The organism is Kribbella sp. WER1 (genome assembly GCF_054189145.1).
Genome location: NZ_CM135186.1, coordinates 8,261,573 through 8,285,055, shown reverse-complemented (window position 1 = coordinate 8,285,055; position 23,483 = coordinate 8,261,573). Strand labels below are relative to the sequence as shown.

21 protein-coding genes are annotated in these 23,483 nt (G+C 70.7%); 10 read left to right on the top strand and 11 right to left on the bottom strand.

All coding sequences use genetic code 11. The features are described 5' to 3' along the window. Window positions 1-36: 36 nt before the first annotated feature. From ACXJJ3_RS40320 to ACXJJ3_RS40310, 3 genes are all read left to right on the top strand, one after another. On the top strand, window positions 37-789 hold the full coding sequence (locus tag ACXJJ3_RS40320) for a GNAT family N-acetyltransferase (RefSeq protein WP_458167300.1): 753 nt from the start codon (window positions 37-39) through the stop codon (window positions 787-789). A 2-nt stretch (window positions 790-791) separates the two neighbouring features. After that, window positions 792-1,016, top strand: a complete 225-nt coding sequence (infA, locus tag ACXJJ3_RS40315) for a translation initiation factor IF-1 (RefSeq protein WP_458167299.1) — start codon at window positions 792-794, stop codon at window positions 1,014-1,016. A gap of 78 nt (window positions 1,017-1,094) precedes the next feature. Beyond that, window positions 1,095-1,430, top strand: coding sequence for a hypothetical protein (locus ACXJJ3_RS40310; protein ID WP_458167298.1), 336 nt, complete (start codon window positions 1,095-1,097; stop codon window positions 1,428-1,430). 15 nt (window positions 1,431-1,445) lie between these two features. Here the strand turns inward: ACXJJ3_RS40310 and ACXJJ3_RS40305 are convergent, their stop codons facing one another. Both ACXJJ3_RS40305 and ACXJJ3_RS40300 read right to left on the bottom strand, forming a co-directional pair. Next, on the bottom strand, window positions 1,446-3,563 hold the full coding sequence (locus ACXJJ3_RS40305; RefSeq protein ID WP_458167297.1) for a transglycosylase domain-containing protein: 2,118 nt from the start codon (window positions 3,561-3,563) through the stop codon (window positions 1,446-1,448). 21 nt (window positions 3,564-3,584) lie between these two features. Then, window positions 3,585-9,092, bottom strand: coding sequence for an ATP-binding protein (locus tag ACXJJ3_RS40300; RefSeq protein WP_458167296.1), 5,508 nt, complete (start codon window positions 9,090-9,092; stop codon window positions 3,585-3,587). 169 nt (window positions 9,093-9,261) lie between these two features. Here ACXJJ3_RS40300 and ACXJJ3_RS40295 point away from each other — a divergent pair, with 169 nt between their 5' ends. Continuing rightward, window positions 9,262-10,629, top strand: a complete 1,368-nt coding sequence (locus tag ACXJJ3_RS40295; RefSeq protein ID WP_458167295.1) for an FAD-binding oxidoreductase — start codon at window positions 9,262-9,264, stop codon at window positions 10,627-10,629. On the opposite strand, the gene ACXJJ3_RS40290 is transcribed toward ACXJJ3_RS40295, so the two are convergent. After that, complete coding sequence (locus ACXJJ3_RS40290; protein WP_458167294.1) at window positions 10,613-11,314, bottom strand: hypothetical protein; 702 nt, start codon at window positions 11,312-11,314, stop codon at window positions 10,613-10,615. The genes ACXJJ3_RS40295 and ACXJJ3_RS40290 overlap by 17 nt on opposite strands. 76 nt (window positions 11,315-11,390) lie before the next feature. Between ACXJJ3_RS40290 and ACXJJ3_RS40285 the strand changes: the two genes are divergently transcribed. Then, window positions 11,391-11,693, top strand: a complete 303-nt coding sequence (locus tag ACXJJ3_RS40285; RefSeq protein ID WP_458167293.1) for a hypothetical protein — start codon at window positions 11,391-11,393, stop codon at window positions 11,691-11,693. Here ACXJJ3_RS40285 and ACXJJ3_RS40280 read toward each other — a convergent pair. Then, entirely contained in the window at window positions 11,690-12,058 is a 369-nt protein-coding gene (locus ACXJJ3_RS40280) for a DUF5997 family protein (RefSeq protein ID WP_458167292.1), read from the bottom strand. The two genes, ACXJJ3_RS40285 and ACXJJ3_RS40280, sit on opposite strands and share 4 nt — an antisense overlap. A gap of 66 nt (window positions 12,059-12,124) precedes the next feature. Here ACXJJ3_RS40280 and ACXJJ3_RS40275 point away from each other — a divergent pair, with 66 nt between their 5' ends. Together ACXJJ3_RS40275 and ACXJJ3_RS40270 are read left to right on the top strand one after the other, a co-directional pair. Further along, window positions 12,125-12,787 carry a LysR substrate-binding domain-containing protein gene (locus tag ACXJJ3_RS40275; RefSeq protein WP_458167291.1) on the top strand — a complete coding sequence of 221 codons (663 nt, stop codon included), beginning with the start codon at window positions 12,125-12,127 and terminating at the stop codon, window positions 12,785-12,787. Window positions 12,788-12,820: 33 nt separating this feature from the next. Continuing rightward, window positions 12,821-13,336: a VOC family protein gene (locus tag ACXJJ3_RS40270; protein ID WP_458167290.1), complete on the top strand. Its 516-nt coding sequence runs from the start codon at window positions 12,821-12,823 to the stop codon at window positions 13,334-13,336. On the opposite strand, the gene ACXJJ3_RS40265 is transcribed toward ACXJJ3_RS40270, so the two are convergent. Further along, window positions 13,337-15,262, bottom strand: coding sequence for a GMC family oxidoreductase (locus tag ACXJJ3_RS40265; RefSeq protein WP_458167289.1), 1,926 nt, complete (start codon window positions 15,260-15,262; stop codon window positions 13,337-13,339). Window positions 15,263-15,295: 33 nt separating this feature from the next. On the opposite strand from ACXJJ3_RS40265, the gene ACXJJ3_RS40260 reads away from it, so the two are divergent. Further along, window positions 15,296-16,066 carry an SDR family NAD(P)-dependent oxidoreductase gene (locus ACXJJ3_RS40260; protein WP_458167288.1) on the top strand — a complete coding sequence of 257 codons (771 nt, stop codon included), beginning with the start codon at window positions 15,296-15,298 and terminating at the stop codon, window positions 16,064-16,066. A gap of 45 nt (window positions 16,067-16,111) precedes the next feature. After that, the gene (locus ACXJJ3_RS40255; RefSeq protein ID WP_458167286.1) at window positions 16,112-17,209 is read left to right on the top strand and encodes an aldo/keto reductase; all 1,098 of its coding nucleotides are present in this window, start codon (window positions 16,112-16,114) and stop codon (window positions 17,207-17,209) included. On the opposite strand, the gene ACXJJ3_RS40250 is transcribed toward ACXJJ3_RS40255, so the two are convergent. From ACXJJ3_RS40250 to ACXJJ3_RS40240, 3 genes are read right to left on the bottom strand one after another with little or no spacing between them, the layout of a single operon-like run. Further along, window positions 17,196-17,780: a TetR/AcrR family transcriptional regulator gene (locus ACXJJ3_RS40250; protein ID WP_458167285.1), complete on the bottom strand. Its 585-nt coding sequence runs from the start codon at window positions 17,778-17,780 to the stop codon at window positions 17,196-17,198. The two genes, ACXJJ3_RS40255 and ACXJJ3_RS40250, sit on opposite strands and share 14 nt — an antisense overlap. A 16-nt stretch (window positions 17,781-17,796) precedes the next feature. Next, window positions 17,797-18,741, bottom strand: a complete 945-nt coding sequence (locus tag ACXJJ3_RS40245) for an aldo/keto reductase (RefSeq protein ID WP_458167284.1) — start codon at window positions 18,739-18,741, stop codon at window positions 17,797-17,799. Next, window positions 18,741-19,769, bottom strand: a complete 1,029-nt coding sequence (locus ACXJJ3_RS40240; RefSeq protein ID WP_458167282.1) for a hypothetical protein — start codon at window positions 19,767-19,769, stop codon at window positions 18,741-18,743. The genes ACXJJ3_RS40245 and ACXJJ3_RS40240 overlap by 1 nt, the downstream gene beginning before the upstream one ends. Before the next feature lie 62 nt (window positions 19,770-19,831). On the opposite strand from ACXJJ3_RS40240, the gene ACXJJ3_RS40235 reads away from it, so the two are divergent. Next, the gene (locus tag ACXJJ3_RS40235; RefSeq protein WP_458167281.1) at window positions 19,832-20,455 is read left to right on the top strand and encodes a TetR/AcrR family transcriptional regulator; all 624 of its coding nucleotides are present in this window, start codon (window positions 19,832-19,834) and stop codon (window positions 20,453-20,455) included. Between the two features lie 89 nt (window positions 20,456-20,544). Here ACXJJ3_RS40235 and ACXJJ3_RS40230 read toward each other — a convergent pair whose 3' ends face one another. The 3 genes from ACXJJ3_RS40230 to ACXJJ3_RS40220 all read right to left on the bottom strand — a co-directional run bounded on the left by ACXJJ3_RS40230 (window position 20,545) and on the right by ACXJJ3_RS40220 (window position 23,463). Then, window positions 20,545-20,775 carry a hypothetical protein gene (locus tag ACXJJ3_RS40230; protein WP_458167280.1) on the bottom strand — a complete coding sequence of 77 codons (231 nt, stop codon included), beginning with the start codon at window positions 20,773-20,775 and terminating at the stop codon, window positions 20,545-20,547. Window positions 20,776-21,544: 769 nt separating this feature from the next. Further along, on the bottom strand, window positions 21,545-22,072 hold the full coding sequence (gene cpt / locus ACXJJ3_RS40225; protein ID WP_458167279.1) for a chloramphenicol phosphotransferase CPT: 528 nt from the start codon (window positions 22,070-22,072) through the stop codon (window positions 21,545-21,547). After that, window positions 22,069-23,463, bottom strand: a complete 1,395-nt coding sequence (locus ACXJJ3_RS40220; RefSeq protein ID WP_458167278.1) for an MFS transporter — start codon at window positions 23,461-23,463, stop codon at window positions 22,069-22,071. The genes cpt and ACXJJ3_RS40220 overlap by 4 nt, the downstream gene beginning before the upstream one ends. Between the last annotated feature and the right edge of the window lie 20 nt (window positions 23,464-23,483).

Sequence of the window (23,483 nt, the reverse complement as noted above, 5' to 3'; positions counted from 1 at the left end):
GGAGCGCCGCGAGAAGCTCCCGAAGGGAAAACACCTATGAAATCTTTCAGTTCGGATGTCGGCGCCCGGCCGGTGACGGTCTCACGGGTTGCTGAGGATCAGTGGCATGCGGTGCGGGACGACGTGACCGTCGGGCGCGGGTATGCGTCGCGGCGGCTCGACGGGCGGACCTTTCTCAGTGTCGACACCTGGCAGGACGTCGTGTTCGACCGGCTGGCGGTCGCGATGCTGGCCGAGCTGCCGGCGCCGCGGTACACGGTGGTCGACGAGACCGATCATGAGACCACCGCCAACTGGGAACGGGCCGGCTTCGTGGTCGGCCGGCGTGAGTCCGAGTACGTCGTCCCCGGACCGATCCCAGCCACGACGCCCGCGGGAATCACCATCACCACCGCCGACGAGGCGCCGCTGCGTGAGCTGGATCGGGCAATCCGGGCCGAGGTCGCGGCCGGGCCGGGCTGGCACACGATGCCGGCCGAAGTACTGCCCTGGCAGGGCGGGACGCACCCGCTCGACCCGGCGAAGTACACGGTCGCCGTCCGTGACGGCCGGTACGTCGGGATGATCCGGCTGGCGACACACATCCGCCGCCCCCGGATCGGGCTGGTCGCGGTCCTGGCCGCCGAACGCCGTCGTGGCATCGGCCGCGCCCTCCTGAGCCACGCCCTGCGCGACACGGCGGCAGCGACCGCGGAGGTCGACGAGACCAACACGGCCGCGCTGGCGCTCTTCGACGACATCGGCCGGCGCACCGGCCGGAGTCTCGAACTGATCAGCGGGAGGGCCTGACCATGCCCCGGGCAGCAGGCGGTATCGAGGTCGAGGGCACGGTCGTCGAGTGCCTCCGGAACGCGACCTTCCGGGTCCAGCTGAGCAACGGGCACAAGGTGCTCGCGCACATCAGCGGCAAGATCCGGAAGAACTACATCAAGATCGTCCTCGAGGACCGCGTCCTGGTGGAACTCAGCCCCTACGACCTGGACCGGGGGCGGATCGTCTTCCGCTACCGGAACTGAAGAACTGTCATCCATCACACAACCTCCCGTCCCGATCAAGACTAGAACATGTGTTCGATCAGGCGTTAATCTGAAAACATGCTTGGTCGGTTCACGGTTCGGCCGTCCGACGACGGATCCAACAGGTTCGGCGTCTGGGACGGTGCGGTCAACGGGTGGCGTGCGACAGGGATCGACGGCGAGGCGAAGGCGCGTGAGGTCGCCTTCGACCTCGACGTCCAGTACGACGCCCACGGCCCCCGGGCGGCGGATGCCGTCCGGCGGGTCGAGCCCAGTCAGCCGGTGGAGCGGGCCGTCTGGTCCACCGGCGAACTGGAGGCGTGGATCCGGCACAACGGCGAGTGGCTCGGCAAGTTCCGGGACAAGAACGGCGAGCTCACCTGGGTCCCCGGCAAAAACCTCAGACCGCTCTAGGTGGGAAGGCCCGCCCTAGCCGCCCGGTTTGGGTTTCGGGTCCTTCTTGTCCGGTGGAGTCTTCGGCGGGTTCGGGTTGCCGATCATCTTCTTCGGCGGGTTCACGAACCGTTCGACCGGGAGGCCGCGCAGGGCGCCCTGCATCGCGGACTCCCAGAGCGGTCCGGCGGTGCCGGAGCCGGTCGGGTCGTGGATGCGCTCGCCGTTCAGGGTCTGGTTCATCAGGTTCTTGTACGGCGGGCTCGCGTCCGCGACGACCGCGGCCGCGGCGAGGTTCGGCGTGTACCCGGCGAACCACACGGCCAGGTTCTGCTGGATCGTGCCGGTCTTGCCGCCCATGTCCCGGGTCCCGAACCGCAGGTGGCCGCCGGTACCGCCCGGCATCATCACCTGGCTGAGCACCCGGTTCACGCCGTCCGCGACCTGCCGCTGCAGCACCTGCTTGCAGTCGAACCCGGGCCCCGGCACCGGCCGTCCGCCCTTGTCGCGCACCGACGTGACCACCAGCGGCTTGCAGTACTTCCCGCGCGCCGCGAAGGTCGCGTACGCGTTCGACAGCATCAGCGGGGTCACGTACCCGACGCCCAGCGTCATCGACACCACCTGCTCGAGCGGTTCGCCGGTCTGCGCGTTGTACATCCCGAGCTTGCCCGCGACCTTGCCGATCGCGCACAGCGTGGTCCGCTCGGACAGCTGCAGGAAGTAGGTGTTGGTCGAGTACCGCGCGGCCTCGACCATGGTCAGGTCACCGCTGTGCGTCGAGTTCTTCGGCTGGTACGTCGGGTCCCGGGTCCAGCCCGTACAGGTCCGGAACTTCTTGTTCCGCAGGTCGATCTGCTGCGGCGAGTTGATCCGGTAGTCCATCGGGATGCCCTTGGCGAGCGCGGCCGCGATCGTGAACGCCTTCATCGTCGAGCCGTTCTGGAACCCGCCGTACCCGCCGGCGTACGACTTCTCGACGTTGTAGTTGTAGTTCGTCTGGTGCCGCCCGTTGCCGTACGGCTTGCTCTGCACCATCGCCTTCACCAGCCCGGTGCCCGGCTGGACGATCGTGATCGCGGCGGTCGAGGAGTCGGTGGCCCGGCTGTGCCGGTCGATGGACGCCTGCGCGGCGGCCTGAATCTTCGGGTCGATCGAGGTCCGGATCAGCAGCCCGCCGGTCTTCAGGTAGTGGTCGCGGTCCTTCACGGTGGCGCCGAGCGCCGGGTTCGCGAGCAGCTTCGAGACCACGTAGTCGCAGTAGAACGGGTACCGCGAGTTCGCGCAGCCGTTCGGCACCGGCTCGACCCGGGACTCGTCGACGACCGGCGTCCGCAGCGCCTCGTTCGCCTGGTGGACGGTGATCACGCCGAGTTCGAGCATCCGTTTGATCACCACGTCCCGGCGGGCGCGGGCCCGGGCCGGGTTGTTCGTCGGGTTGTAGCCGGTCGGGTTCTTCACGATGCCGGCCAGCAGCGCGGCCTGCGGCAGCGTGAGCTTGTCGGCCGTGGTCCGGAAGTAGTGCTGCGCCGCCGTCTGGACGCCGTACGTGCCGGCCCCGAAGTTCGCCAGGTTCAGGTACTTCTCGAGGATCTCGTCCTTGGAGTACTCGCTCTCGACCGCGATCGCGTACCGCAGCTCGGTGATCTTGCGCTCGTACGAGACCTCGGTCGCCTTGGCCCGGTCCGCCGCGGTCCGCGCCTTCTCGACCAGGCTCATCTTCACGAACTGCTGGGTGATGCTGGACCCGCCCTGCTGGACCTCGCCGCCGGTCCCGTTGCGCACCATCGCGCGCAGCGTGCCCTTCAGGTCCAGCGCGCCGTGGTCGTAGAACCGGGAGTCCTCGATCGCGACCATCGCCTTGCGCATGATCGGCGCGACCGCGCTCAGCCGGACCGGTACCCGGTTCTGTTCGTAGAGGGTGGCGATCAGCGTGCCGTCCGCGGCCAGGATCCGGCTGCGGACGGCGGGCGCGTCACTCTGGAACTCTCTGGGCAGGCTCTGCACCGTGGCCGCGACCTGTGCCGATCCTTGCCCGACGAACCCCGCGAACGGGATCGCCAACCCGGCGGCGAGCGCGCCGGACAGCGCGCTCACGCCGATGAACATGATCAACGACCGAGCCCAGTTGCGACCGCCCCTGTCGGCACGCATTTCCCCAGGGTAGACGACCGATCACTCTGCGGGTACCCCGGAATTGATTGCCTCGATCAACTTTGGTCGCAGTTCGGCGGCCTTGATCACCTCGTCGACCGACCCGACGTCGCGGGCCCGCTCGATGCTGTGCACCCGGTCGAACTCGGTCGCCACCTCGCCCAGTTTCTCTGCCCGTACGACGGTTCGCACGTCCGCGAGCTCCGTCGCGAGCGCGGCCCGTTCCGCGCCGGAGGCCTCGCCGACCCGTTCGGCCAGCGCCGCCACCCGCGGGTCCGCGGCGGTCCGCGCGTCCACCTCGCCGGCGAAGACCACCGCCGCGGCCGGCGCGCCGCCGAGCACCGAGGCGAACGAGCCCTCGACCGCGAGCACGGTCATCGACGGGTTCAGCGACTTCGAGAACACCACGAACGCGCCGCCGTGGTACCGGGAGACGACGCAGAACACGATCGGGCCGCGGAAGTTCACCATCGCCCGGCCGATCTCGGCGCCGTACTCGAGCTGCAGGTTCCGCATCGAGTCCGGCGACCCGTCGAACCCGGACAGGTTCGCCAGCACCACGAGCGGCCGGTTCCCGCTGGCCGAGTTGATCGCCCGCGCGACCTTCTTCGACGACCGCGGGAACAGCGTGCCCGCGGTGTACGTGTCCGGCCCGTCGGTGGGCGGGAAGCCCCGCCGCGGCACCGACCGGGACTCGATCCCGACCAGGCACACCGGGAATCCGCCGAGCCGGGCGTCCACCACGACCGCGGTGTCGGCGTCGGCCATCCCGGCCCAGCGCTCCAGCACCGGGTGGTCCTGGTCGGTGACGGCCCGCATCAGCGTGCGGATGTCGAACGCCTTCTTCCGGTCCGGGTTGGTGGCCGCGGAGAAGATCTCGCCGATCGTCTTGAAGTCGCTTCCGGCCACGTCGTGCGGGTACGGCGTGACGTCGCGATCCACCGGGTCGTTCGAAATCGCGCGCCGCGGGCCGCGCTCTCCCGGCGCGACGTACGTGTGGTCGTAGTACGTCATCAGCACGTCCCGGGCACCCTTCAGGTCCGCCGCCCAGTACTGCGCCTGGCCGTTCGGGCCCATCACCCGGTCGTAGCCGCCGATGCCGAAGTTGTCCTCGGCGGACACGCTGCCGGAGAAGTCCAGCGTCTGCTTGCCGGTCAGCACCATCGCGCTGTCCGGCGTCATCACCAGGATGCCCTTGGTGTGCATCAGCATCGTCGCCTCGGCGTTCCAGTACGGCTGCGCGCCGACGTTGATGCCCGCGACCACGACGTTGATCTCGCCGCCGGCCTGGGTGAACTCGACGATCCGCTTCAGCGCCTTCGCGACCCAGTCCATGTTCTCGGTGCCGGAGTCCATCGAGATCCGGGCGCCGGCCGACAGCGAGTACCACTCGACCGGGATCCCCCGCCGCTCGGCCAGGTCGAGGGCGGCGATGATCCGCGAGCACTCCGCCTCGGCGACCGCGCCGAGCGCCTTGGTCGGGTCGCCGCTCATCGCGACCCGGGCGACGCCCTCGGGGTACCGCTCGGTCGGTGTGGTGACGATGCCGACGATGATGCCGGCCTTGTTCAGGCCCTTCGGCCGCTCGACCGGGACCAGGTTGCCGGTGTCGTCCAGGTCGTGCTCGACGAACGAGCCGCCCTGGCCGGCGACCATGCCGCTGACCTCGTACGGGTAGATCGTGTTCCGCCGCCGGGACCGCTGCACCTTCTGCGCGTAGTCGTCGAGCGGCAGCAGCCGTCCGGTCGGGGGCTGCTCGATCGACGTCACGACTCCGGCGCCGTGCTGGTAGTAGAACCGGGCCGCGACCGGGTTCACCGAGCCGTCCGCCGCCGCCACGTCGCCCTGGACCAGGACTTCCTCGATCCCGGCGCCCGCGGTCATCGGGGCGATGTTGCGCTGCAGCGCGGCCACCTCGTCGACCTGGACGTCGACGACCGGCCAGATCTGCACCCAGACGTGGTTCATGTCGAGCTTCGCGCCGGCCGCGCCGCGCGCGGTCCGGGCCCGGCGGATCGCCTCCAGGCAGTTCGCGATCGCGCGCTCGGCGTGCGGCAGCGAGGTGACCTGGCCGTCCTCGTCGCGGGCGACCGCGAACTGGCGGACCTGGGCGAGCGCGACCAGCCGCCGGTCGGCCTCGTTCTCGCGCGCGACGCAGTAGTACAGCAGCACGTCCTCCGGCGCCTCCAGGCGGGTGATCCGGAAGTCGCGCAGCCGCCACAGGTTCAGCCGCCGGCCGACCATCGGGTGGACGCCGCGGACGTTGTCGTCCTCGACCATCGAGCCGCCGGCCGGGCGGTACGTGAAGTACGAGACCGTGCGGCCCTGTCCGGGCGCGACCGCGACCGAGATCCGCCGTACCCGCTGGGCGATCGGCAGGTCGGCGACCATCCGCCGGTACAGGTCGGCGGCGTCCTGCTGGGACTCCGGCAGGTCCGGGCCGTACAGGTACAGCTCGACGACGGCCTCGTGGCCGGCGGTCCGGGCGTCGATCCGGTCGGTCAGCGCCCGCGACAGCGCACTGCCCGGGTCGGCCAGCTCGGCGACCGTGCCGACCGTCGTGACCAGGTGGCTCGGCTTGTCGTCGACCGTGTAGTCGGCGGTCGCGAACGGCCGCCCGTCGACCGCGAACGCGCGCAGGTCCTGCAGCTCGTACTCGCGGTAGTGCCGGCGGATCAGCACCTCGAGCATCGGCTCCTGCTCGCCCCACCCGTGCTCGAGGCGCTGCGCGAGGAACCGGACGATCGGCTCCGGGATCGCGGCCAGCGCGTCGATCCGCCGCTGCCGCTCCGGCGCGTCCGGGTGCGCGGCCAGGTCGGCGACCTCGTCGCTGACGCCCGCGATGATCGACGCCCGCTCGGCGTCGACCTGCGGCTGGTCGAACCACCGGAACCGCACGCTCCGGGCCAGGTCGCCGACCACCGGGAACCGCAGCTGCGTGGCCAGCACCAGCCGGTCCAGCAGGTCGTGCACGCACTCGTCCAGCGGCGCCGCCGGGAGCGGCTCGGCGATCCACCGCTGCAGCACGGACGTCACCAGCAGTACGTCGGGGTTCGACCGCAGCTGCGCGAGGAAGATCCGGAAGACCGCTTCCTCGAGCTCCGGGCTGCGCTCCAGCCCGGTCACGCCGTAGTGCCCGAGGACCCGGCTCAGCCGTGCCTGGAACTCGGCCGGCAGCCCGCCGCGGTCCGGGTCGAGGCTCTGCAGGTACGTATGGAAGTACTCGCGCGGGCTGTGCACCCGGTTCTCGATCGAGGTGTCCGCACCGGCCGGACGGTTCCGGCTCAGCTCGGCGAAGTCCGCGAACACCGCCAGCAGCTCGATCTCGGCCGCCACCGGCGACCCCGACTGCGCCGCCAGCTCCGACCGCGCGGCGAGGTAGTCGGCCAGCATGCCGCCCTCGTCCTGCGGGTCGATGTCGAACCCGAGCAGCATGCTCCGCAGGTCGTCCAGCCCGCGCTCCACCCGCTCGGCCGCGGACTTCTCCCCGGTCCCGTTCGGCAGATCCAGCTGTACGCCGTTCTGCACCGGAGCAGCGTCCGCGACCTCGGACTCGTCCGCGACCGGCTCCAGCCGGAGCAGCGGCGCACCCGTCTCCACCTGGCTACCGGTGGAGACCTGCAGCTCCTTCACGGTGGCCTTGAACGGCGCGTACAGCACCGTCTCCATCTTCATCGACTCCAGCACCAGCACCGGCGCACCGGCCTCGACCTCGGCACCGGCCTGGACGGGCGTCGCGACCACCAACGCCGGCGCGGGCGACCGCAGTACGCCGCCCTCGTCGCGGCTGACCCGGTGGGTGACACCGTCGACCTCGACCAGGTGCACCGGGCCGTGCGTCGCGGTCACCAGCCGGAACCGCTGCCCGCCGACGACCAGACGGCTCGTGTACTCGTCCAGCCGCTCCAGCTCGGCGTCGACGATCTTCAGCGTCCCGTTCCCGACGCCGACCCGGAACCGCTCCGGACCGATCCGCGCCACGGTGACCTGGTAGCTCGCGCCGCGCAGCTTCAGGTCGATCGCGCGGCCGACCTCGTGCTGCACCTGCGGACGGCCGCCGTGCGCGGTCTCGTACAGCCGGGTGCGCTCGACCTGCTCGGCGTCCTCGTACCCCTCGATCGCGGCCGCGACCAGCGCGATCCCCGAGTGCCGGTGCGAGACCAGCCGGCCCTCGCCGCGGACCCGGTCGATCCAGCCGGTGTCGGCGCTGCCGTCGATCACCTCGGGCTGGTCGAGCAGCTCGAGGATGAAGCTCTTGTTGGTGGCGCCGCCCTCGATCAGCACGGTGGTCGCCTGCATCGCGCGCCGCAGCCGGGCCAGTGCCTCCTCGCGGGTGCGCCCGTACCCGATGATCTTCGCGATCATCGAGTCGAAGTCGGCCGGGATGCTGTCGCCGGCACTCACGCCCGTGTCGACGCGGATGCCCGGTCCGGCCGGCAGGTCGAGGACGACGATCTTGCCCGGCGACGGTGCGAAGTCGCGGTCCGGGTCCTCGGCGTTCAGCCGCGCCTCCACCGCGTGCCCGCTCTCGATCGGCTTCGGGCCCTCCAGCCGGCCGCCGGAGGCGACGTGCAGCTGGGCCTTCACCAGGTCGAACCCGGTGGTCAGCTCGGTGATCGGGTGCTCGACCTGCAGCCGGGTGTTCACCTCGAGGAACGCGAACGACTTCTCGCCCGGGTGGTACAGGAACTCGACCGTCGCCGCGCCGCGGTACCCGACCGCGATCGCGAGCCGCTCGGCCGACGCCTTCAGGTCGTCGACCTGGGACGCGGACAGCAGCGGCGACGCCGACTCCTCGATCACCTTCTGGTTGCGGCGCTGCACCGAGCAGTCCCGGACGCCGAGCGCCCACGCGGTACCTTCGCCGTCCGCGATCACCTGGACCTCGACGTGCCGGGCGCCGGTGACCAGGCGCTCCAGGAACACGATCCCGCTGCCGAAGGCGCGGGCCGCCTCCTCGCTGGTCCGCGCGTACGCGTCCGACAGCTCGCCGGCGGAGCGGACCACCCGGATACCGCGGCCACCGCCGCCGGCCGTTGCCTTGAGCATCAACGGGTAGCCGATCCGGTCCGCGGCCTCGAGCGCCGCGTCCAGCGACTCGACCGCGCCCCGGCTCCACGGCGCCACCGGGACGCCGACCTCCTCGGCGATCAGCTTCGAGCCGATCTTGTCGCCGAGCTTGCGCATCGCCTCGGCGGACGGGCCGATGAACGTGACGCCGATCCGCTCGCAGAGCTCCGCGAACGCCGGGTCCTCGGCGACGAACCCCCAGCCGACCCAGGCGGCGTCCGCGCCGGTCTCCCGCAGCGCCCGCTCCAGCACCGCCAGGTCCAGGTACGGCCGGGCCGCCGCCGGGCCGAGCGGGTACGCGATGTCCGCGGACCGCACGAACGTCGCCGTGCGCTCGCCGTCGGTGAACAAGGCCACGGTCTCGATCGGGTCACCGCCCTCGGCGTTGACTTCCCGGACCGCGTTGATCAGCCGCATCGCGGCTTCACCCCGGTTCACTATTGCGATACGCTTGAACATAGACCGCCTCCGTGTCTCACCCTGCGTCCGCGCAACAGGATCGCCGTTGCGCGCACAGGCTTTCAGGCTTGGCCTATTACCGTCGAGTCGGCCCCCTTCTCAGGCGTGTTTTTCCCTCTGCTAGAGCATGACCCCAGCTGCTGAAAAACTGCCGCGCAGGAGGGGAAACATGACTGAAGAACTGATCAACCGGCTACGCACCGAAGTCGCCGGACCGGTACTGACGCCGACCGACGACGGGTACGCCGAGGAGCTGTCCGGCTTCAACCTGTCCGTGACGCACACGCCCGACGTCGTCGTCGGGCTGACGTCCGAGGACGACGCGGCCGCCGTCGTCCGGGCCGCCGCCGAGACCGGTACGCCGGTCCGCGTGCTCGCCACCGGCCACGGCATCCCGAACCCGATGCAGGGCGGGATCGTCGTCACCACGACCCGGATGACCGGCGTCACCGTCGACGCCGAGACGCAGACCGCCCACATCGACGCGGGCACCCGCTGGGCCGAGGTGATCGCGGCCGCCGCACCGCACGGGCTCGCACCGATCACCGGCGGTTCCGACGCGGTCGGCTGCATCGGGTACACACTCGGCGGCGGCCTCGGCCCGCTGGCCCGCACGTACGGCTTCTCGTCCGACTGGGCGCGGAGCTTCCGGGTCGTGACGGCCACCGGCGCGGTGACCGCCAGTACGACCGAGAACGAAGAGCTGTTCTGGGCATTGCGCGGCGGCAAGGGCGGATTCGGCATCGTCACCGCGATGGACTTCGCGCTGGTCGAGCTGAGCACGCTGTACGGCGGTTCGGTGTTCTTCGACGCCGACCACATCGCGCCGGTGTTCGGCGTCTGGGCCGAGTGGACCAAGACGCTTCCCGAGGAGGCGAACTCGTCGGTCGTCGTACTGCGGCTGCCGCCGCTCGAGTTCATCCCGGCACCGCTGCGCGGCAAGACCGTCCTGAGCGTCCGGTTCGCGTACGTCGGGGATGCCGCCGAGGGCAAGCGCCTGTTCCAGCCGATCCGGGACGCCGGCGCGACGCTGATCGACGCGGTCGGCGAGATGCCCGCCGCGGACATCGCGCTGATCCACAACGACCCGAAGGACCCGACGCCGTCCTGGGACCGTGGGCTGATGCTCGACGAGCTGGACGCCGACTTCGTCAAGGCGTTCCTGGAGGTGGCCGGCCCGGATCAGCAGCTGCCGTTGATCGCCGTCGAGGTCCGGCACCTCGGCGGCGCGACCGAGCGCGACGTCCCCGAGGGCAGCGCGGTCGGCGGGCGCGGCGGGGCGTGCACGATGACGCTGATCGGCGTACCGGACCCGAGCCTGTTCGAAAAGGTGCTTCCGGCAACGGTCGACGGGCTGCTGGGCAAGCTGGCGCCGTGGGTGAGCGCGGAGACCACGGTGAACTTCGCCGGCGGGTTCGCGCTGCCGGGTTCGTACCAGGCGTCGTGGCCGGCGGACACGTTCGCCCGGCTGGCCGCGGTCCGAAAGGCATACGACCCGGACGGGCTGTTCCCGTACGGGCCTACTGCGCAGCGTTGACGGCCATCAGCCACTCCGCGCTGACGACCCGGTAGCCGAGCTTGTAGAGCCCGCGCAAGATGCCGGGCACGTGCGCGGCGCCGTACACGACGGCCACCTCGAGGTCCTCGTCGCCACGTTCCTTCAGAACGCCGGCGAGGGCCTCGACGGCGCGGCCGTCGCGGCGGTCCAGGATCAGGTCGAGGAACCGGTCCCACTGGTCGCCGCGCAGTTCGTCCTCGCGGGTCGGCAGGTCGTTGACCTCGATGTTCGGCGACAGCAACGCCCGGCGGCCGGCCAGGAACTGCCCGATCGACACCACCGGAACGGCCGCCCAGGTCAGTGCCTTGGTCTGCCAGGACAACTCCTGGAAGCCTTCCTGGAACTCGGCCCCGGTCAGGTCCGGCGCCACGAACGGTACGCCGAGATCGCCGTACGGGATGTCGTCCTCGACCAGCCCCGAGTCCTCGGCAACCGGCAGCACCCGGTACGTCATCGTCAGGCCCTCGACGGCCGTCGACTCGCCCTGGATGCCTTCCACGATCAGCAGGTCGCACGCCCGCAGCCGGGTCTCGACCTCGCGGAAGAACTCCGGCTCCGCGACGTGCAGCATCGGGAACACGACGATCTTCGGTCCCCCGGCCCGCCGGGTCAGCCGCAGTACGGCCGACCGTGTCCCGACAATGCTGTTCTCGATGATCTGCATGGCCCCCACCCCCTGGGTGACAGTGTCCGATCGCCCGGGATCAGCTCTGGCACGGCTGTGGCACAGTGAAGTGATCATGACTGCTGATCAGCACGGCCACACGCATCGGCTGGACCTCGGAGACGCTTCGGTTCGGGAGTGGGACGCGACAGTCGTCGCCGTGGATCCCGAACGTGGGATCGTGCTCGACCGCTCCGCGTTCTACCCGGGCGGCGGCGGGCAGCCGCCGGACGAAGGCGTGCTGCTCTGGGGCGGCGTACGGACCCGGATCGTCGGGACTGTTCGGGGCGACGACCTCTACCTGGTGCCGCACGAGGGCGACCCGGCGCCCGGCGCCGGGTGCCCCGCAGTAGGCGTGGGATCAGGAGCCACGCCCTAGGCGCGGTTGCGCTTCTGTTCGGCTTCTTGGCGGCGGACCTCGGCCTGGGTGGTGCGCTCGTGCTCGAGCCAGTCCGGGTTCTCGGCGCGGATCGCCTCGATCTGCTCGGTGGTCAGCGCCTCGGTGATTCCGGCGCGGGCCAGGCCGCTGATCGAGACGCCGAGCCGGGCAGCCACCACCGACCGCGGGTGCGGGCCGTTCTTCCGCAGTTCGCGCAGCCACTCGGGCGGGTCGGTCTGCAGCGCGTTCAGCTCGTCCCGGGACACGACGCCGTCCTGGAACTCGGCCGGCGTGGCCGGCAGGTACACGTCCAGTTTCTTCGCCGCAGTGGCGGGCTTCATCGTCTGGGTCTTACGCGCCGTCATGGCAGCAGCGTAACGACCGCCTCGTCGCACACAACGCAGTGGGTGCGGCCCGGTAACCTCAGGTCCGTGACCGGATTCCGGCTGGGCTACGTCCCCGGCGTGACGCCCGCCAAGTGGTCCCGGATCTGGGCGGAGCGACTCCCCCGGGTCCCGCTGGAGCTCGTCCAGGTCGCGCCCGCCGAGGCACCGGACCTGGTCCGCCGCGCCGAACTGGACGCCGTACTGCTCCGGCTCCCGATCGACCGCACCGGCCTGCACGCGATCCCGCTGTACGTCGAGCAGACCGTCGTCGTGGTCCCGAAGGACCACCTGATCACGGCGGCCGACGAGGTCACCGTCGACGACCTCGCCGACGAGCTGATGCTGCATCCGCAGGACGACGCGCTCGACTGGGCGACCCCGCCCGGCCGGCTGATCGCGGACCGCCCGGCCTGGACCGCCGACGCGGTCGAGCTGGTTGCCATGGGCACCGGCCTGCTGGTGGTGCCGCAGTCGCTGGCCCGGCTGCACCACCGCAAGGATCTGACCTACCGGCCGCTGACCGGCGTACCGGAGTCGCAGGTCGCGCTCAGCTGGCCCGAGGGTGAGACCGGCGACCTGGTCGAGCACCTGATCGGGATCGTCCGCGGGCGCACGGTGAACAGCTCCCGTGGACCCGCGTTGCCCAAGACAAAGGCCAAGGCCAAGCCCCGCCCGGCTCCCCAGAAGAAGGCCAGGCGCCGCCGCTAGAAATAAGTTGAGTCTTCAACTACCATGGTGGACATGGCGATCTTCCGGTTGAACCACGCGGTGTTGTACGTACGTGACGTCGAGGCGAGCGTCGCGTTCTACCGAGACGTGCTCGGCTTCGGGTACACCGAGACCGGCGACGCGATCCCCGGCGCGGCGTTCCTGCGCGCTCCCGGGTCCACCAACGACCACGACCTCGGCCTGTTCCAGATCGGCTCCCAGGCGGCGCCGTCGGGTGCCGGGCGGACCAGCGTCGGGCTGTACCACCTGGCCTGGGAGGTCGACACCCTCGGCGACCTCGAGTCCCTGGCCGGGGCGCTCAGCACGGCCGGTGCGCTGGTCGGCGCGTCCGACCACGGCACCACCAAGTCGCTGTACGGCAAGGACCCCGACGGGCTCGAGTTCGAGATCGTCTGGATCATCCCGGCCGGCCTGCTCACCGACGACGACCGGAACAAGACCGGCATCGCCCGGCTGGACCTCGCCGCCGAGATCACGAAGTACGGCCGCGAGGCCCGCAGCGGCGTCGGCATCTCCCGGGTCGGCTAGCTAGCCGACGATCCCGGCCGCCGTCCGGAGCGAGGTGGCCAGAACCGTGAGGACCGGGTTCACGCCGCCGTTGGTCACGTGCACCGAGGCGTCGGCGATCCACACGTTGTCGTGGCCCCAGACCCGGCCCCGCGGGTCGGTGACCGAGCGGGCCGGGTCGTCGCCCATCCGGCACGTCCCGGCCTGATGCTGGCCGGTGCTCGGACGGCCCAGGCTTCCGAGTTCACCTGCTGACGTCCGCGCCGCGCCCGCCTCCTCCAGCCAGGCCTGGGCCTTCGCGCTCAGGAAGCGGTGCGCGCGGGCGTCCTCGGGGTGGATCGATCCGCTCGTCACCACGACCGGGTTCCCGTACCGGTCCACGACCGACGGATCGACGCGCACCCGGGACTCCGCCGACGTCACCTCCTGGATCGGCCCGACCACCCGGAGCATCCGCCGTACCGCGTGCTGCATCGCCCGCAGGCTGTCCGCGCCGGCCGCCGGGATCAGCCCGGCCGCGGTCAGATAGTCGTACGTCGCCGCGGGTGTCGGGACGAACTCGTTCGCGAGCATCCCGCCGCCGACGATCCCGTCGTTCCCGTGCCGGAAGTCGCAGGTCGCGATCGACACCCCCGGCCCGACGAGATCGGCCACCTCGTCGGCGAACAGCCCGACCGCACCGGCGTACACGTGGGCCTGCAGATGGCGGCCGACCTGGTCCTGGTTGTTGCCGATCCCGTGCGGCTCGCCGTCGTGGGCGCTGTTCAGCAGCAGCCGCGGCGTTTCCGACGCACCGGCCGCGACCACGACCTCGTCGCAGGCCACCGTCCGCCGGCCGTCGGCACACACCAGCGCGACACCGACCACACGACCGCGGCCATCGGTGACCAGCCGCTCCGCGGTGACCCCGGCGACGAGCGTGCAGTTGCCGGTCGCCAACGCGGCCGGGAGCGCCGTGTTGTGCGTACCGCCCTTCGCCTCGACCGGGCAGGCGAACCCGACGCACTGCCCGCACCGCACACAACCCGAGCGCCCTTGGTGGTCGACCGAGTTGATCAGCAGCGGTACGTCGAGCGTCCCCCACCCCAACCGCTCCGCGGCGCCGGCCAGCCGGTCCGCCGCCACGGTCCGCGGCATCGGCGGCATCGGTAGCGGGATCGACCGCGGCGCGTGCCACGGGTCCGTACCACCGCCGCTGACCCCGAACCGCTGTTCCGCCAACGAGTAGTACGGCTCCAGGTCGTCGTACGAGATCGGCCAGTCCGCGAGCGAACTGCCGTCGGGTACGCCGTACGTCGTGGCCATCCTGAAGTCCCGCGGGACGAACCGCCAGGCCTGCGCGCCGTACACCCGGGTACCGCCGCCGACCGTGAACGCGTTGTTCCCCCACGCACCGTCCGGCGGCAACACCTGCTGCCGTACGCCGTCCACGACCGCGACCCGCGGCCGCCCGGCCGGATCCGGATCGGTCGGCGCCGGCAATCCGAGCGTCGCCCGCGGATTCCGCAGGTGATCGTGCGCGAGCGCCTCCGTCGACGGATAACCCCCCAACTCGACCACCAGCACCGAACGCCCCGATTCCGCCAGCACCTGCGCCGCCGCACCACCCCCGGCGCCGGACCCGACCACCACACAGTCGTACCGCTCCGCGATCCCCTCCCACGGCGTCACCGCCAACGCGGTCCGCACCGCCGCGAACTCCCCCGTCCGCCACCCGACCCGCTCCCAAGCGTCGGGCTCCGCGTAGTACCCCTGCGCGACCAGTCTCGTCAGCCAGCCCCGGTCGCCACCGTCCAACGCCTGCTCGACCCGACCACGCCAGTCCGGCCGGTCCTCGGTCAACACCCGCTCGACAAACCCCACCACCCGCCGCGGCCACCCCACCCCCGGCACCACCGACTCCGCCAACCGCTCGAGCTCACTCCGCTGCTGTTCAGTCAGGTGCACGCCGAAATCCTTTCACGCACTACCGTTTGGCGCATGGGTGAACTTTTCGGGCTGGCGGGGCAGGTGGCGGTGGTCACCGGGTCGAGTCGTGGGATCGGGCTCGGGATCGCGCGGGTGTTGCTCGGGCAAGGGGCCGCGGTGGTGGTGAACGGCTACTCGGCCGAGGAGACGGCGGGCGCCGTGGAGGGGTTGGGGGCGGACTTTCCGGGGCGGGTGGTGGCGCTGGCCGGGGACGTCGGGGACGAGGCCGTTGCACAGTTGCTGGTGGATGCGGCGGTGGATGCGTTCGGACGGCTGGATCATCTGGTCTGCAACGCGGGGATCGACATCATCAAGCCGGCGGTCGAGTACACGCCGGACGAGTGGGACCGGATCCTGACCGTGAACCTGCGCGGCGCGTTCCTCCCGGCGCAGGCGGCGGCGCGGTACTGGATCGCGCACCGGCGGGGCGGGTCGGTGACGATGACGTCGTCGATCGCCGGGCAGGTCGGGATCCCGACGCTGGCGCCGTACGCCGCGAGCAAGGGCGGGATCAACCAACTGGTACGGACGCTCGCGGCCGAGTGGGCCGAGCACGGGATCCGGGTGAACGCGGTCGCCCCGGGGTACGTCGCGAACATCATGGACAGCGTCACCGCGCACGAGGACCCGGCGTCGGACCGGCGGATCGCGACGTTCACGCCGCTCGGCCGGCGGGCCACGGTCGACGAGATCACGGCGCCGTACGCGTTCCTCGCCTCCCCCGCGGCGGCGTACGTGACGGGTGCCGTGGTGCCGGTCGACGGCGGCTACACGGCGACGTAGCAGTTTGTACTTGCGGGTCCATTTTTGCCGAGCAACCCTGTGGTCATGGCACTTGACGACTACTACCTGCTCGGCCGGTCCGGACTGCGCGTCAGCCGGCTGGCCCTGGGCACGATGAACTTCGGCCAGGACGGGTTCCACGCGCCGTACGGCAAGACCGAGGACGAGGCGCGGGCGATCTTCCGCGCCTACATCGATGCCGGCGGCAACTTCATCGACACCGCCGACTTCTACACCGCGGGCGAGAGCGAACGGATCGTCGGCCGGCTGATCGCCGAGGCCGGCGTCCGAGAGCGGATGGTGCTCACCACCAAGGCGACCAACAGCGTCGACACCGGCGACCCGAACGCCGGCGGCAACAGCCGCAAGCACCTGATCCGCGCGCTCGACGACTCGCTGCGCCGGCTCGGCACCGACTACGTCGACCTGTTCCTGCTGCACACCTGGGACCGGATCACCCCGGTCGACGAGGTACTGCGAACCCTCGACGACCTCTCCCGGGCCGGCAAGATCCGGTACGCCGGGCTGTCCGACGTACCGTCCTGGTACGCCGCCCGCGCGCAGACGCTGGCCGACACGCACTCGTTGACGCCGATGGTCAGCCTGCAGCTGCCGTACTCGCTGATCGAGCGCGCGATCGAGACCGAGCACGTGCCGATGGCGCAGCAACTCGGGCTCGGCGTCACCGCATGGAGCCCGCTCGGCGCCGGCTTCCTGACCGGGAAGTACCGGCGCGACGACGCGCAGCGGATGGCCGGCGAGGGGCGGCTGACCGGGGACGGCGCGGCCGGGCAGAGCTGGACCGATCGGCAGTGGGACGTATTGCCGGCGGTGCGCGAGGTCGCGGACGACCTCGGCGTGACGATGGCGCAGGTCGCGGTGAACTGGGCCGCGACGCAGCCCGGTATCGCGTCCGCGATCGTCGGCGCGAGCAACCCGGCGCAGCTCGGGTCGAGCATCGACGCGCTCGGGTTCGAGCTCCCGGCCGCGGCGCGGGCCCGGCTCGACGCGGCGAGCGCCGTACCGCCGGCGTCGGTGTACCGGATGTTCACGCCGGAGTACCAGAGCTGGATGGTCAGCGCGGGCGCGAAGGTCGCGGACAAGCCGGCGGGCTACCGGCCGCCGGTGGTCAACTGGCGCTGAGGTAGTCCAGGCACAGGTCGAGCGCGTACTCCAGATGTGTCGCGGAACCGGACGCCATCAGGATCGCGACGCCGCCCTGGATCGCCGCGATCAGCGCGGCCGAGGCGCGGGCGGGATCCACGTCGGCACGGATCTCGCCCGCCGCCTGCATCTCCTCGATGCCGTCCTGCAGCCGGCGCTCCCACTGCGCGAGCAGCTGCCCGGTGACCGCCTGCGCGGCCGGGGTATGGCGGCCGATCTCGGTGATCAGCACGCCGAGCGGACAGTTCACGCCCTGCCGCCGGTACTTCTCCACGACGACGTCGCGCCAGTCGTGCCACGCGTCCCAGCTGGTCAGCTGCCCGAGGTGCGGCTCCTGGTCCTCGAGCACCTGGCTGGCCTCGCGCTCGGCGACCGCGAGCAGCAGTTGCTCCTTGCCGTCCGGGAAGTAGTGGAACAGCTGGCTCTTCCCGGTCCGGCTGCGCCGGCCGACGTCGTCCAGCTTGACCGCACTGATCCCGCGCTCCCGGATCTCCGCGGCGGCGGCCGCCACAATCCGGTCCCGCGTCGCCGCACCCTTCGCTGTCAGCACAGCTCGAATGTACCTGTCAGTCCAAGACAGGGTGCGGCCGGTACGGCGCCTCCAACCGGTCCCGCTCCGCCTGCGACAGCTCCAGACCCACCGCAGCCACCCCGTCGTCGACGTGCCGGGTCTTCGTCGCCCCGAGGATCGGCGCGGTGACCCCGGACGACCCGAGCAGCCAGGCAAGCGCGATCTGCGCCGGCGGTACGTCGCGTTCGGCCGCCAGCGCGTGGACCTCGTCGACGACCTCGCGATCGTTGGCGCCGTACAGATCGGCGGCTACCGGGTCGCTGCCTGCCCTCGCCGTACTGCCGGTCCGCGCCAGCAGCCCGCGGGCGAGCGGGCTGTACGGGATCACGCCGACGCCCTGGTCGACGCAGAGCGGGATCATCTCGCGCTCCTCCTCGCGGTACACGAGGTTGTAGTGGTTCTGCATCGCGACGAACGGGATCCGGGCCGCTCTTTGTGCCTTGGCGAACTGCCAAGCGGCCATGCTCGACGCGCCGAGGTATCGCGCCTTCCCGGCCCGGACGACGTCGGCGAGCGCATCCATCGTCTCCTCGATCGGCGTCTCGTCGTCCCAGCGGTGGATCTGGTAGAGGTCGACGTACTCCGTCCCGAGCCGGCGCAGCGAGGCGTCGATCGCGTCCAGGATGTGCTTGCGGGACAGGCCGCGGTCGTTCGGGCCGGGGCCGGTCGGGTAGTACACCTTGGTCGCCAGCACGTAGTCCTCGCGGCGCGCGAAGAACTTCCGCAGCAGCCGCCCGGTCAGCTCCTCGCCGGTGCCCTTCGAGTACGCGTCCGCGGTGTCGAAGAACGTTACGCCCGCGTCCACCGCACGTCGTACGATCGGCTCGGCCGCTTCCTCGTCGAGATGCCACTCGCGCGCGCCGCCGGTACCGAAACTCATCATCCCCAGACAGATCCGCGACACCCGCAGACCGGTCGCACCCAGCCGCGCCTGGTCCATCAGCTGTCCGCGTTCAGCTCGGCGAGCTTGCCGAAGACCTGCTTCGGCGTCCAGTTCCCGTCGTCGTCCACGGCGACCAGGCCGTACGCCGCCAGGTCGAGGTCGTGGGCCGGATCGTCCGGACGATGCGGCAGTTCGAAGCCGGCGAAGCTGAACCAGAACGCGGCCGCGAGGTTGATCCGATCGAATTCCTCGACCAGGTCGATCAGATACTCCACTTGTTCCTCCTCCCGTCGCTCGTACGTACCCTTCAGCGCGGGCGGGTCGGACGCCGGGTCGACGATCATCCAGCCGGCCCCGCCGCGGCCGGCTGCACCGCGGTACGCACAGCAGCCGAACTCGGTCGCCACCACCGGCTTGCCCCACTTCGCCCGCGACGCCAGCTCGTCGGCGAACGTCGCCGCGTTGTGGGCGTCCCGGTACGCGTCGACGGCAACGATGTCGAAGAGGTCCCAGTTGACGTCTTCCCACATTCCCGCCGCGTAGGTGATCCGGCCGCCGAACGCCTTGCGGGCGGCGACGGTCAGCTCCTGCTGGATGCCGGTCCAGCGGGCGAGGCCGGCCTGCAGTTCGACGACCTTCGCGGGGTCGGTCCAGGTCGCGGGGTCCGACATCAGCGCGATGCGGTCCTGGGAGGTCTCCCCCGGGACGAATCCCTTGCAGAACAGGGTCAACTCGCAGCCGAGGACCATTACTACTTCGGGTTCTTTGGTGCGCGTGGCTTCGGCGTTGGTGGTGCGGAGGGCTTCGGCGCGGACGGCGCAGTCGGCCAGGTAGCTGATCAGGTCGGCCGGTTCGAGATCGGTCGGCATCGGCGAGAACCAGACGTCGAGCCCCGCCGCCAGCGCGGCCTCGGCGGCGATCGTCAGACGGTCCGGGTTGTCGCCGGAGATCCGGACCGCCGGAGCATGCAGCTGCTCGGCGATCACGGCCATGTCGTTGCGTACTGCGGCGGCGTCGAAGCGCCGGCGGGTGTTGCGGGCGCCGTACACGAAACCCGTGTCGTAGTTCACCCCGATGGAAACCATGGTGAGCACCTTACCTCTTGAAACCATACCCGGTACATCTTTTTATCCAGTATGGTTGGTGCGTGGAGCATCTGGGCCGCCGCGAGCGGAAGAAGGCCGAGGTCCGGGCGCGGATCTCCGACGTGGCGACCGGACTGTTCCTGGAGCGCGGATTCGACGAGGTGTCGGTGTCCGAGGTCGCCGAGGCCGCGGACGTGGCGCGGCCGACGGTCTTCGCGCACTTCCCCCGCAAGGAAGACCTGCTCTTCGACCGCTACCCGGAGGCCGAGGCACTGGTCGTTGCCGCGATCAACAACCGCCCAGCCGGTACGTCGGCCGTCGCGGCACTGTCGGAACTGCTGATCAGCCTGTCCGACCAGGGGCATCCACTGTCCACGATCCGCGCGCGGTACCGGCGATTCTGGGAGGTAGTGGCCGAGTCGCGACCGCTACAGGCGCGAGCGCGCGAACTGCTCCAACACATCGAGGAGGCAGTCGCGGAGGCGATGGAGCTCACCGGCGTACCAGACCCACAACTGACCGCAGCCCTCACCGTCGCCGCCGTCCGCACCGTCCACCTGGAAGCAATCCGCCGAATCCTGGCCGGCGACAACGAGACCACCGTCGCCGCCGACCACCGCACCCGAATCATCCACACCCTCGCCGCCGTCGACAGCCTAAAATCTGTGGATAACTATTTCCCTTAAAAACAAGGCGATCCCAGCTTTGAAAACTGTCGGAGGCAGTGTCTAGAGTTGCAGGCATGGATGTTCTCGGCGGACGCTCAGTAGTTGCTCTAGGCAACCACGAGGTCCTGCCCGCCCTCGACGCCCTGAACGCCGAGATCATCCGCCTCGAATCCCTCCGCCTCCAACTCATCACCCGCGCCGAAGAATCCAACCTCGCCCAAGACCTCGGCGCCCGAGACACCATCGAACTCCTCACCTTCCGCCACCACCGCAACCGCCCCGAAGCCTCCCGCGACGTCCGCCTCGCCCGCACCCTCCCCAAATACAAAACCGTCCAAGCAGCCCTCACCACCCTCCAAACCGCCCACGCCTCCGCAATCACCACCGAACTAGAACGCGTCCGTACCCGCGTCGCCGCCCCCACAACACCCGCCCGTCGCGTGAGCGTGGTCAGCTCGTCAGATAGCCGACGATCCGGCGGGCACACGCCGCGCACCGCGGGAGGTGCCTACCCGCCTGCGGCCTACCCGGCTGGACGAGGGCGGTCAGCTCCTGAGGTGGCCGGCGCCTGGCGGGTGCACGCGGCGAGGACGTGCGTGCACCCGACCAGTTGGACGAGGGCTGTCAGCTCTCGAGGTATCCGGCACCCGGCGACCGCACACGACGGGATGCTCGGGCCTGCCTGCGGCCCGCCCGCTCGGGCGAGGGCGTCAGCTCCTGAGGCCGACGACGAACCGGCGGACGCACGCCGCAGGAAGCACCTGCCTGCCCGCGACCCACGCAGTTGCGCGACGGTTATCAGCACTTGAGGTACCCAGCATCCGGCGGACGCTCGCGACGGGCGCTCGGGCCTGCCCGCGGCCCGCCCGGGTGGGCGAGGGGCGTCAGCTCCTGAGGTACCGGCAGCCTGGCAGATGCTCGCAGCGGGAAGGCGTAGGCCTGCACGCGACCCACCCGTTGCGCGAGAGTTGCCGACTCTTGAGGTGCGGGCCGGGCTGCGAATCGCCCGGTTGTGGGGGTTGTCAGCTCTTGAGGTAGGTGGCGGGCTGGTGGACGGGCTCGGTGGGAGGCGCGGGACTGTTTGTGGCCTGCGCGGTTGGGTGGGGGTCAGCTTTTGAGGTGTTCGGCGATTTGGTGGGCGCAGGTGAGCGACTCGGTGTTTGAGGTGTCTACCTCGATGTCGTACGTGATGCCTTTGTGGACGGCGTACGCCTGTTGCTCGGCCATTCCTCGGGTGCGGTTGCCGCGGGCCAGTTCGCGGCCGGCGGCGATGGACGGGGTGCAGTGGACGCCTACGAAGACGGTTTGCAGGTCGCCGGCGGCGTCGCGCCAGCGTTGTTGGGAGGTGGTGCCGCCGAGGAACACGTCGTCGACGATCGCCCGGGCGCCGGCGCGGCACATTGCGGCGATGCCGGCGGTCCAGGCGGCTTCCAGTGTGCGGAAAGCCGGGCCGACCGTGACCTCGCCGTCGGGGCCGAATTCGATGCCGCCGTCCATCACCGCGGGGAGCGCGTCGACGAAGTCGTCCACGCTGAGGGCGAGCCACGGGTCGGGGAGTACTGCTTGCAGGCAGCGGACGATCCCGGTCTTCCCGGAGCTCGAGCCGCCGTTGATGATGATCAGTCGCGCCGTCACGCTCGCAAGGCTAGAGGTTGGGGCTCGGCGGTCTCGACCGGTTTACGGCGGGCGAGGGCGAGGACGGGTACGGCGAGCAGTTGGACGACGGCGCAGACGAGGTACGCCGGGCCGTAGCCCCATACGTCCGCGGCGCGCCCGAGGGCGGGTTGTACGACGACGCCGCCCGCGGAGCCGATGAGGTTGTCGAAGGAGAGGACGGTGGCGCGCTGTGCGGACGGGATGTGGGTGTTGAGGTAGGCCTGGCGGATGGGGACCATCGCGGCGAACATCGTGCCCCACACCATCAGCAGGACGAGAGCAGCCCAGAACGCACCCACCAAGCCAATCCCGGCAATCACCACCCCGGACACCACAATCGCTCCCATCAAAACCCCAACCCGCTTGTCCGCCCCTCCGCTCCGCTCCGGGGCGGGTTGGAGAGGAGCCAGTCCCGGGGTCGGGGCAGGCTCCTGAGGAGCCACCCTGCTTGAGGTGCCGGCCTCTCCGCGTCGCTGCGGGGCGGGTTGTGTGGTGGGCCTAGCGGTTGTGGATTGGGGTGGTTTGGTGAAGAGGGGGGCTGTGAGGCCGCCGGCTATTTGGGCGGCGGCTACTACGCCGGCGGCCAGGCCGGCTACGGCGTACGACGTGGTGTGGCCGTAGAGGTGGAGGAGGTAGGGCTGGGCGGCGTAGAAGCCGTAGGCGCTGACTCCGGCGGTGAAGGGACCGGCGAGCATTACCCAGCGGACTCGGGGGTTGCGGAGGCCGTGGTGGATGGAGGCGCGGGCGATGGTGGTCATCTCGGCGCGGACGGATGCCCGTGGTTTGGGGGTGAAGCCGATGTCGCGCATCGCGCGCCACGCGACCGCGAAGGTGGCCGTCAGCAACAGTGCGCGGGCCACGTACGGCATGCCGAGGTTGGTCACCTGGGCGAGTACGCCGCCGCCGATCGAGCCGGCCATCATCGCGACGCCGTTCGCGACCTGCCCCTTCGCGAACGCCGCGTCCAGCGACCCGGTGTATCCGGTCGCGTGCAGCCCGTCGACCAGCCACGCCTCGGTCGCGCCGCTGAAGAACGTGAACCCGAACCCGAGCAGCCCGGACACCAGCGCCCACCACCCGAACCCGGCGTGCACCCGCCACAGGCACAGGTAGAGCAGCGTCGTACCCATCAGCGTCGCCGTCCCGAGCAGGTACGACGCACGCCGGCCGATCGTGTCCGCGACGACCCCGGTCGGTACCTCGAACAGCACCATCCCGGCGGTGAAGAACGCGTTCGCGGCGAACGCCTGCCCGACGCTCAGGCCGGCGTCCAGGAGGAACAGCGTGTTGATGCCCCAGATCATCGACGATGCCCCGGTCGACACCGCGACCAGCGTCACGTACGTGCGCAGTACCCGCTCGGCAGTCATACCCGGTACGTCGGAGCCGG

What these genes read in the sequence shown, in the direction of transcription:
- ACXJJ3_RS40320 (WP_458167300.1), top strand. Translation starts at nt 37, where the DNA reads ATGAAATCTTTCAGTTCGGATGTCGGCGCCCGGCCGGTGACGGTCTCA.
- infA (WP_458167299.1), top strand. Translation starts at nt 792, where the DNA reads ATGCCCCGGGCAGCAGGCGGTATCGAGGTCGAGGGCACGGTCGTCGAG.
- ACXJJ3_RS40310 (WP_458167298.1), top strand. Translation starts at nt 1,095, where the DNA reads ATGCTTGGTCGGTTCACGGTTCGGCCGTCCGACGACGGATCCAACAGG.
- ACXJJ3_RS40305 (WP_458167297.1), bottom strand. Translation starts at nt 3,563, where the DNA reads ATGCGTGCCGACAGGGGCGGTCGCAACTGGGCTCGGTCGTTGATCATG.
- ACXJJ3_RS40300 (WP_458167296.1), bottom strand. Translation starts at nt 9,092, where the DNA reads ATGTTCAAGCGTATCGCAATAGTGAACCGGGGTGAAGCCGCGATGCGG.
- ACXJJ3_RS40295 (WP_458167295.1), top strand. Translation starts at nt 9,262, where the DNA reads ATGACTGAAGAACTGATCAACCGGCTACGCACCGAAGTCGCCGGACCG.
- ACXJJ3_RS40290 (WP_458167294.1), bottom strand. Translation starts at nt 11,314, where the DNA reads ATGCAGATCATCGAGAACAGCATTGTCGGGACACGGTCGGCCGTACTG.
- ACXJJ3_RS40285 (WP_458167293.1), top strand. Translation starts at nt 11,391, where the DNA reads ATGACTGCTGATCAGCACGGCCACACGCATCGGCTGGACCTCGGAGAC.
- ACXJJ3_RS40280 (WP_458167292.1), bottom strand. Translation starts at nt 12,058, where the DNA reads ATGACGGCGCGTAAGACCCAGACGATGAAGCCCGCCACTGCGGCGAAG.
- ACXJJ3_RS40270 (WP_458167290.1), top strand. Translation starts at nt 12,821, where the DNA reads ATGGCGATCTTCCGGTTGAACCACGCGGTGTTGTACGTACGTGACGTC.
- ACXJJ3_RS40260 (WP_458167288.1), top strand. Translation starts at nt 15,296, where the DNA reads ATGGGTGAACTTTTCGGGCTGGCGGGGCAGGTGGCGGTGGTCACCGGG.
- ACXJJ3_RS40255 (WP_458167286.1), top strand. Translation starts at nt 16,112, where the DNA reads ATGGCACTTGACGACTACTACCTGCTCGGCCGGTCCGGACTGCGCGTC.
- ACXJJ3_RS40245 (WP_458167284.1), bottom strand. Translation starts at nt 18,741, where the DNA reads ATGGACCAGGCGCGGCTGGGTGCGACCGGTCTGCGGGTGTCGCGGATC.
- ACXJJ3_RS40240 (WP_458167282.1), bottom strand. Translation starts at nt 19,769, where the DNA reads ATGGTTTCCATCGGGGTGAACTACGACACGGGTTTCGTGTACGGCGCC.
- ACXJJ3_RS40220 (WP_458167278.1), bottom strand. Translation starts at nt 23,463, where the DNA reads ATGACTGCCGAGCGGGTACTGCGCACGTACGTGACGCTGGTCGCGGTG.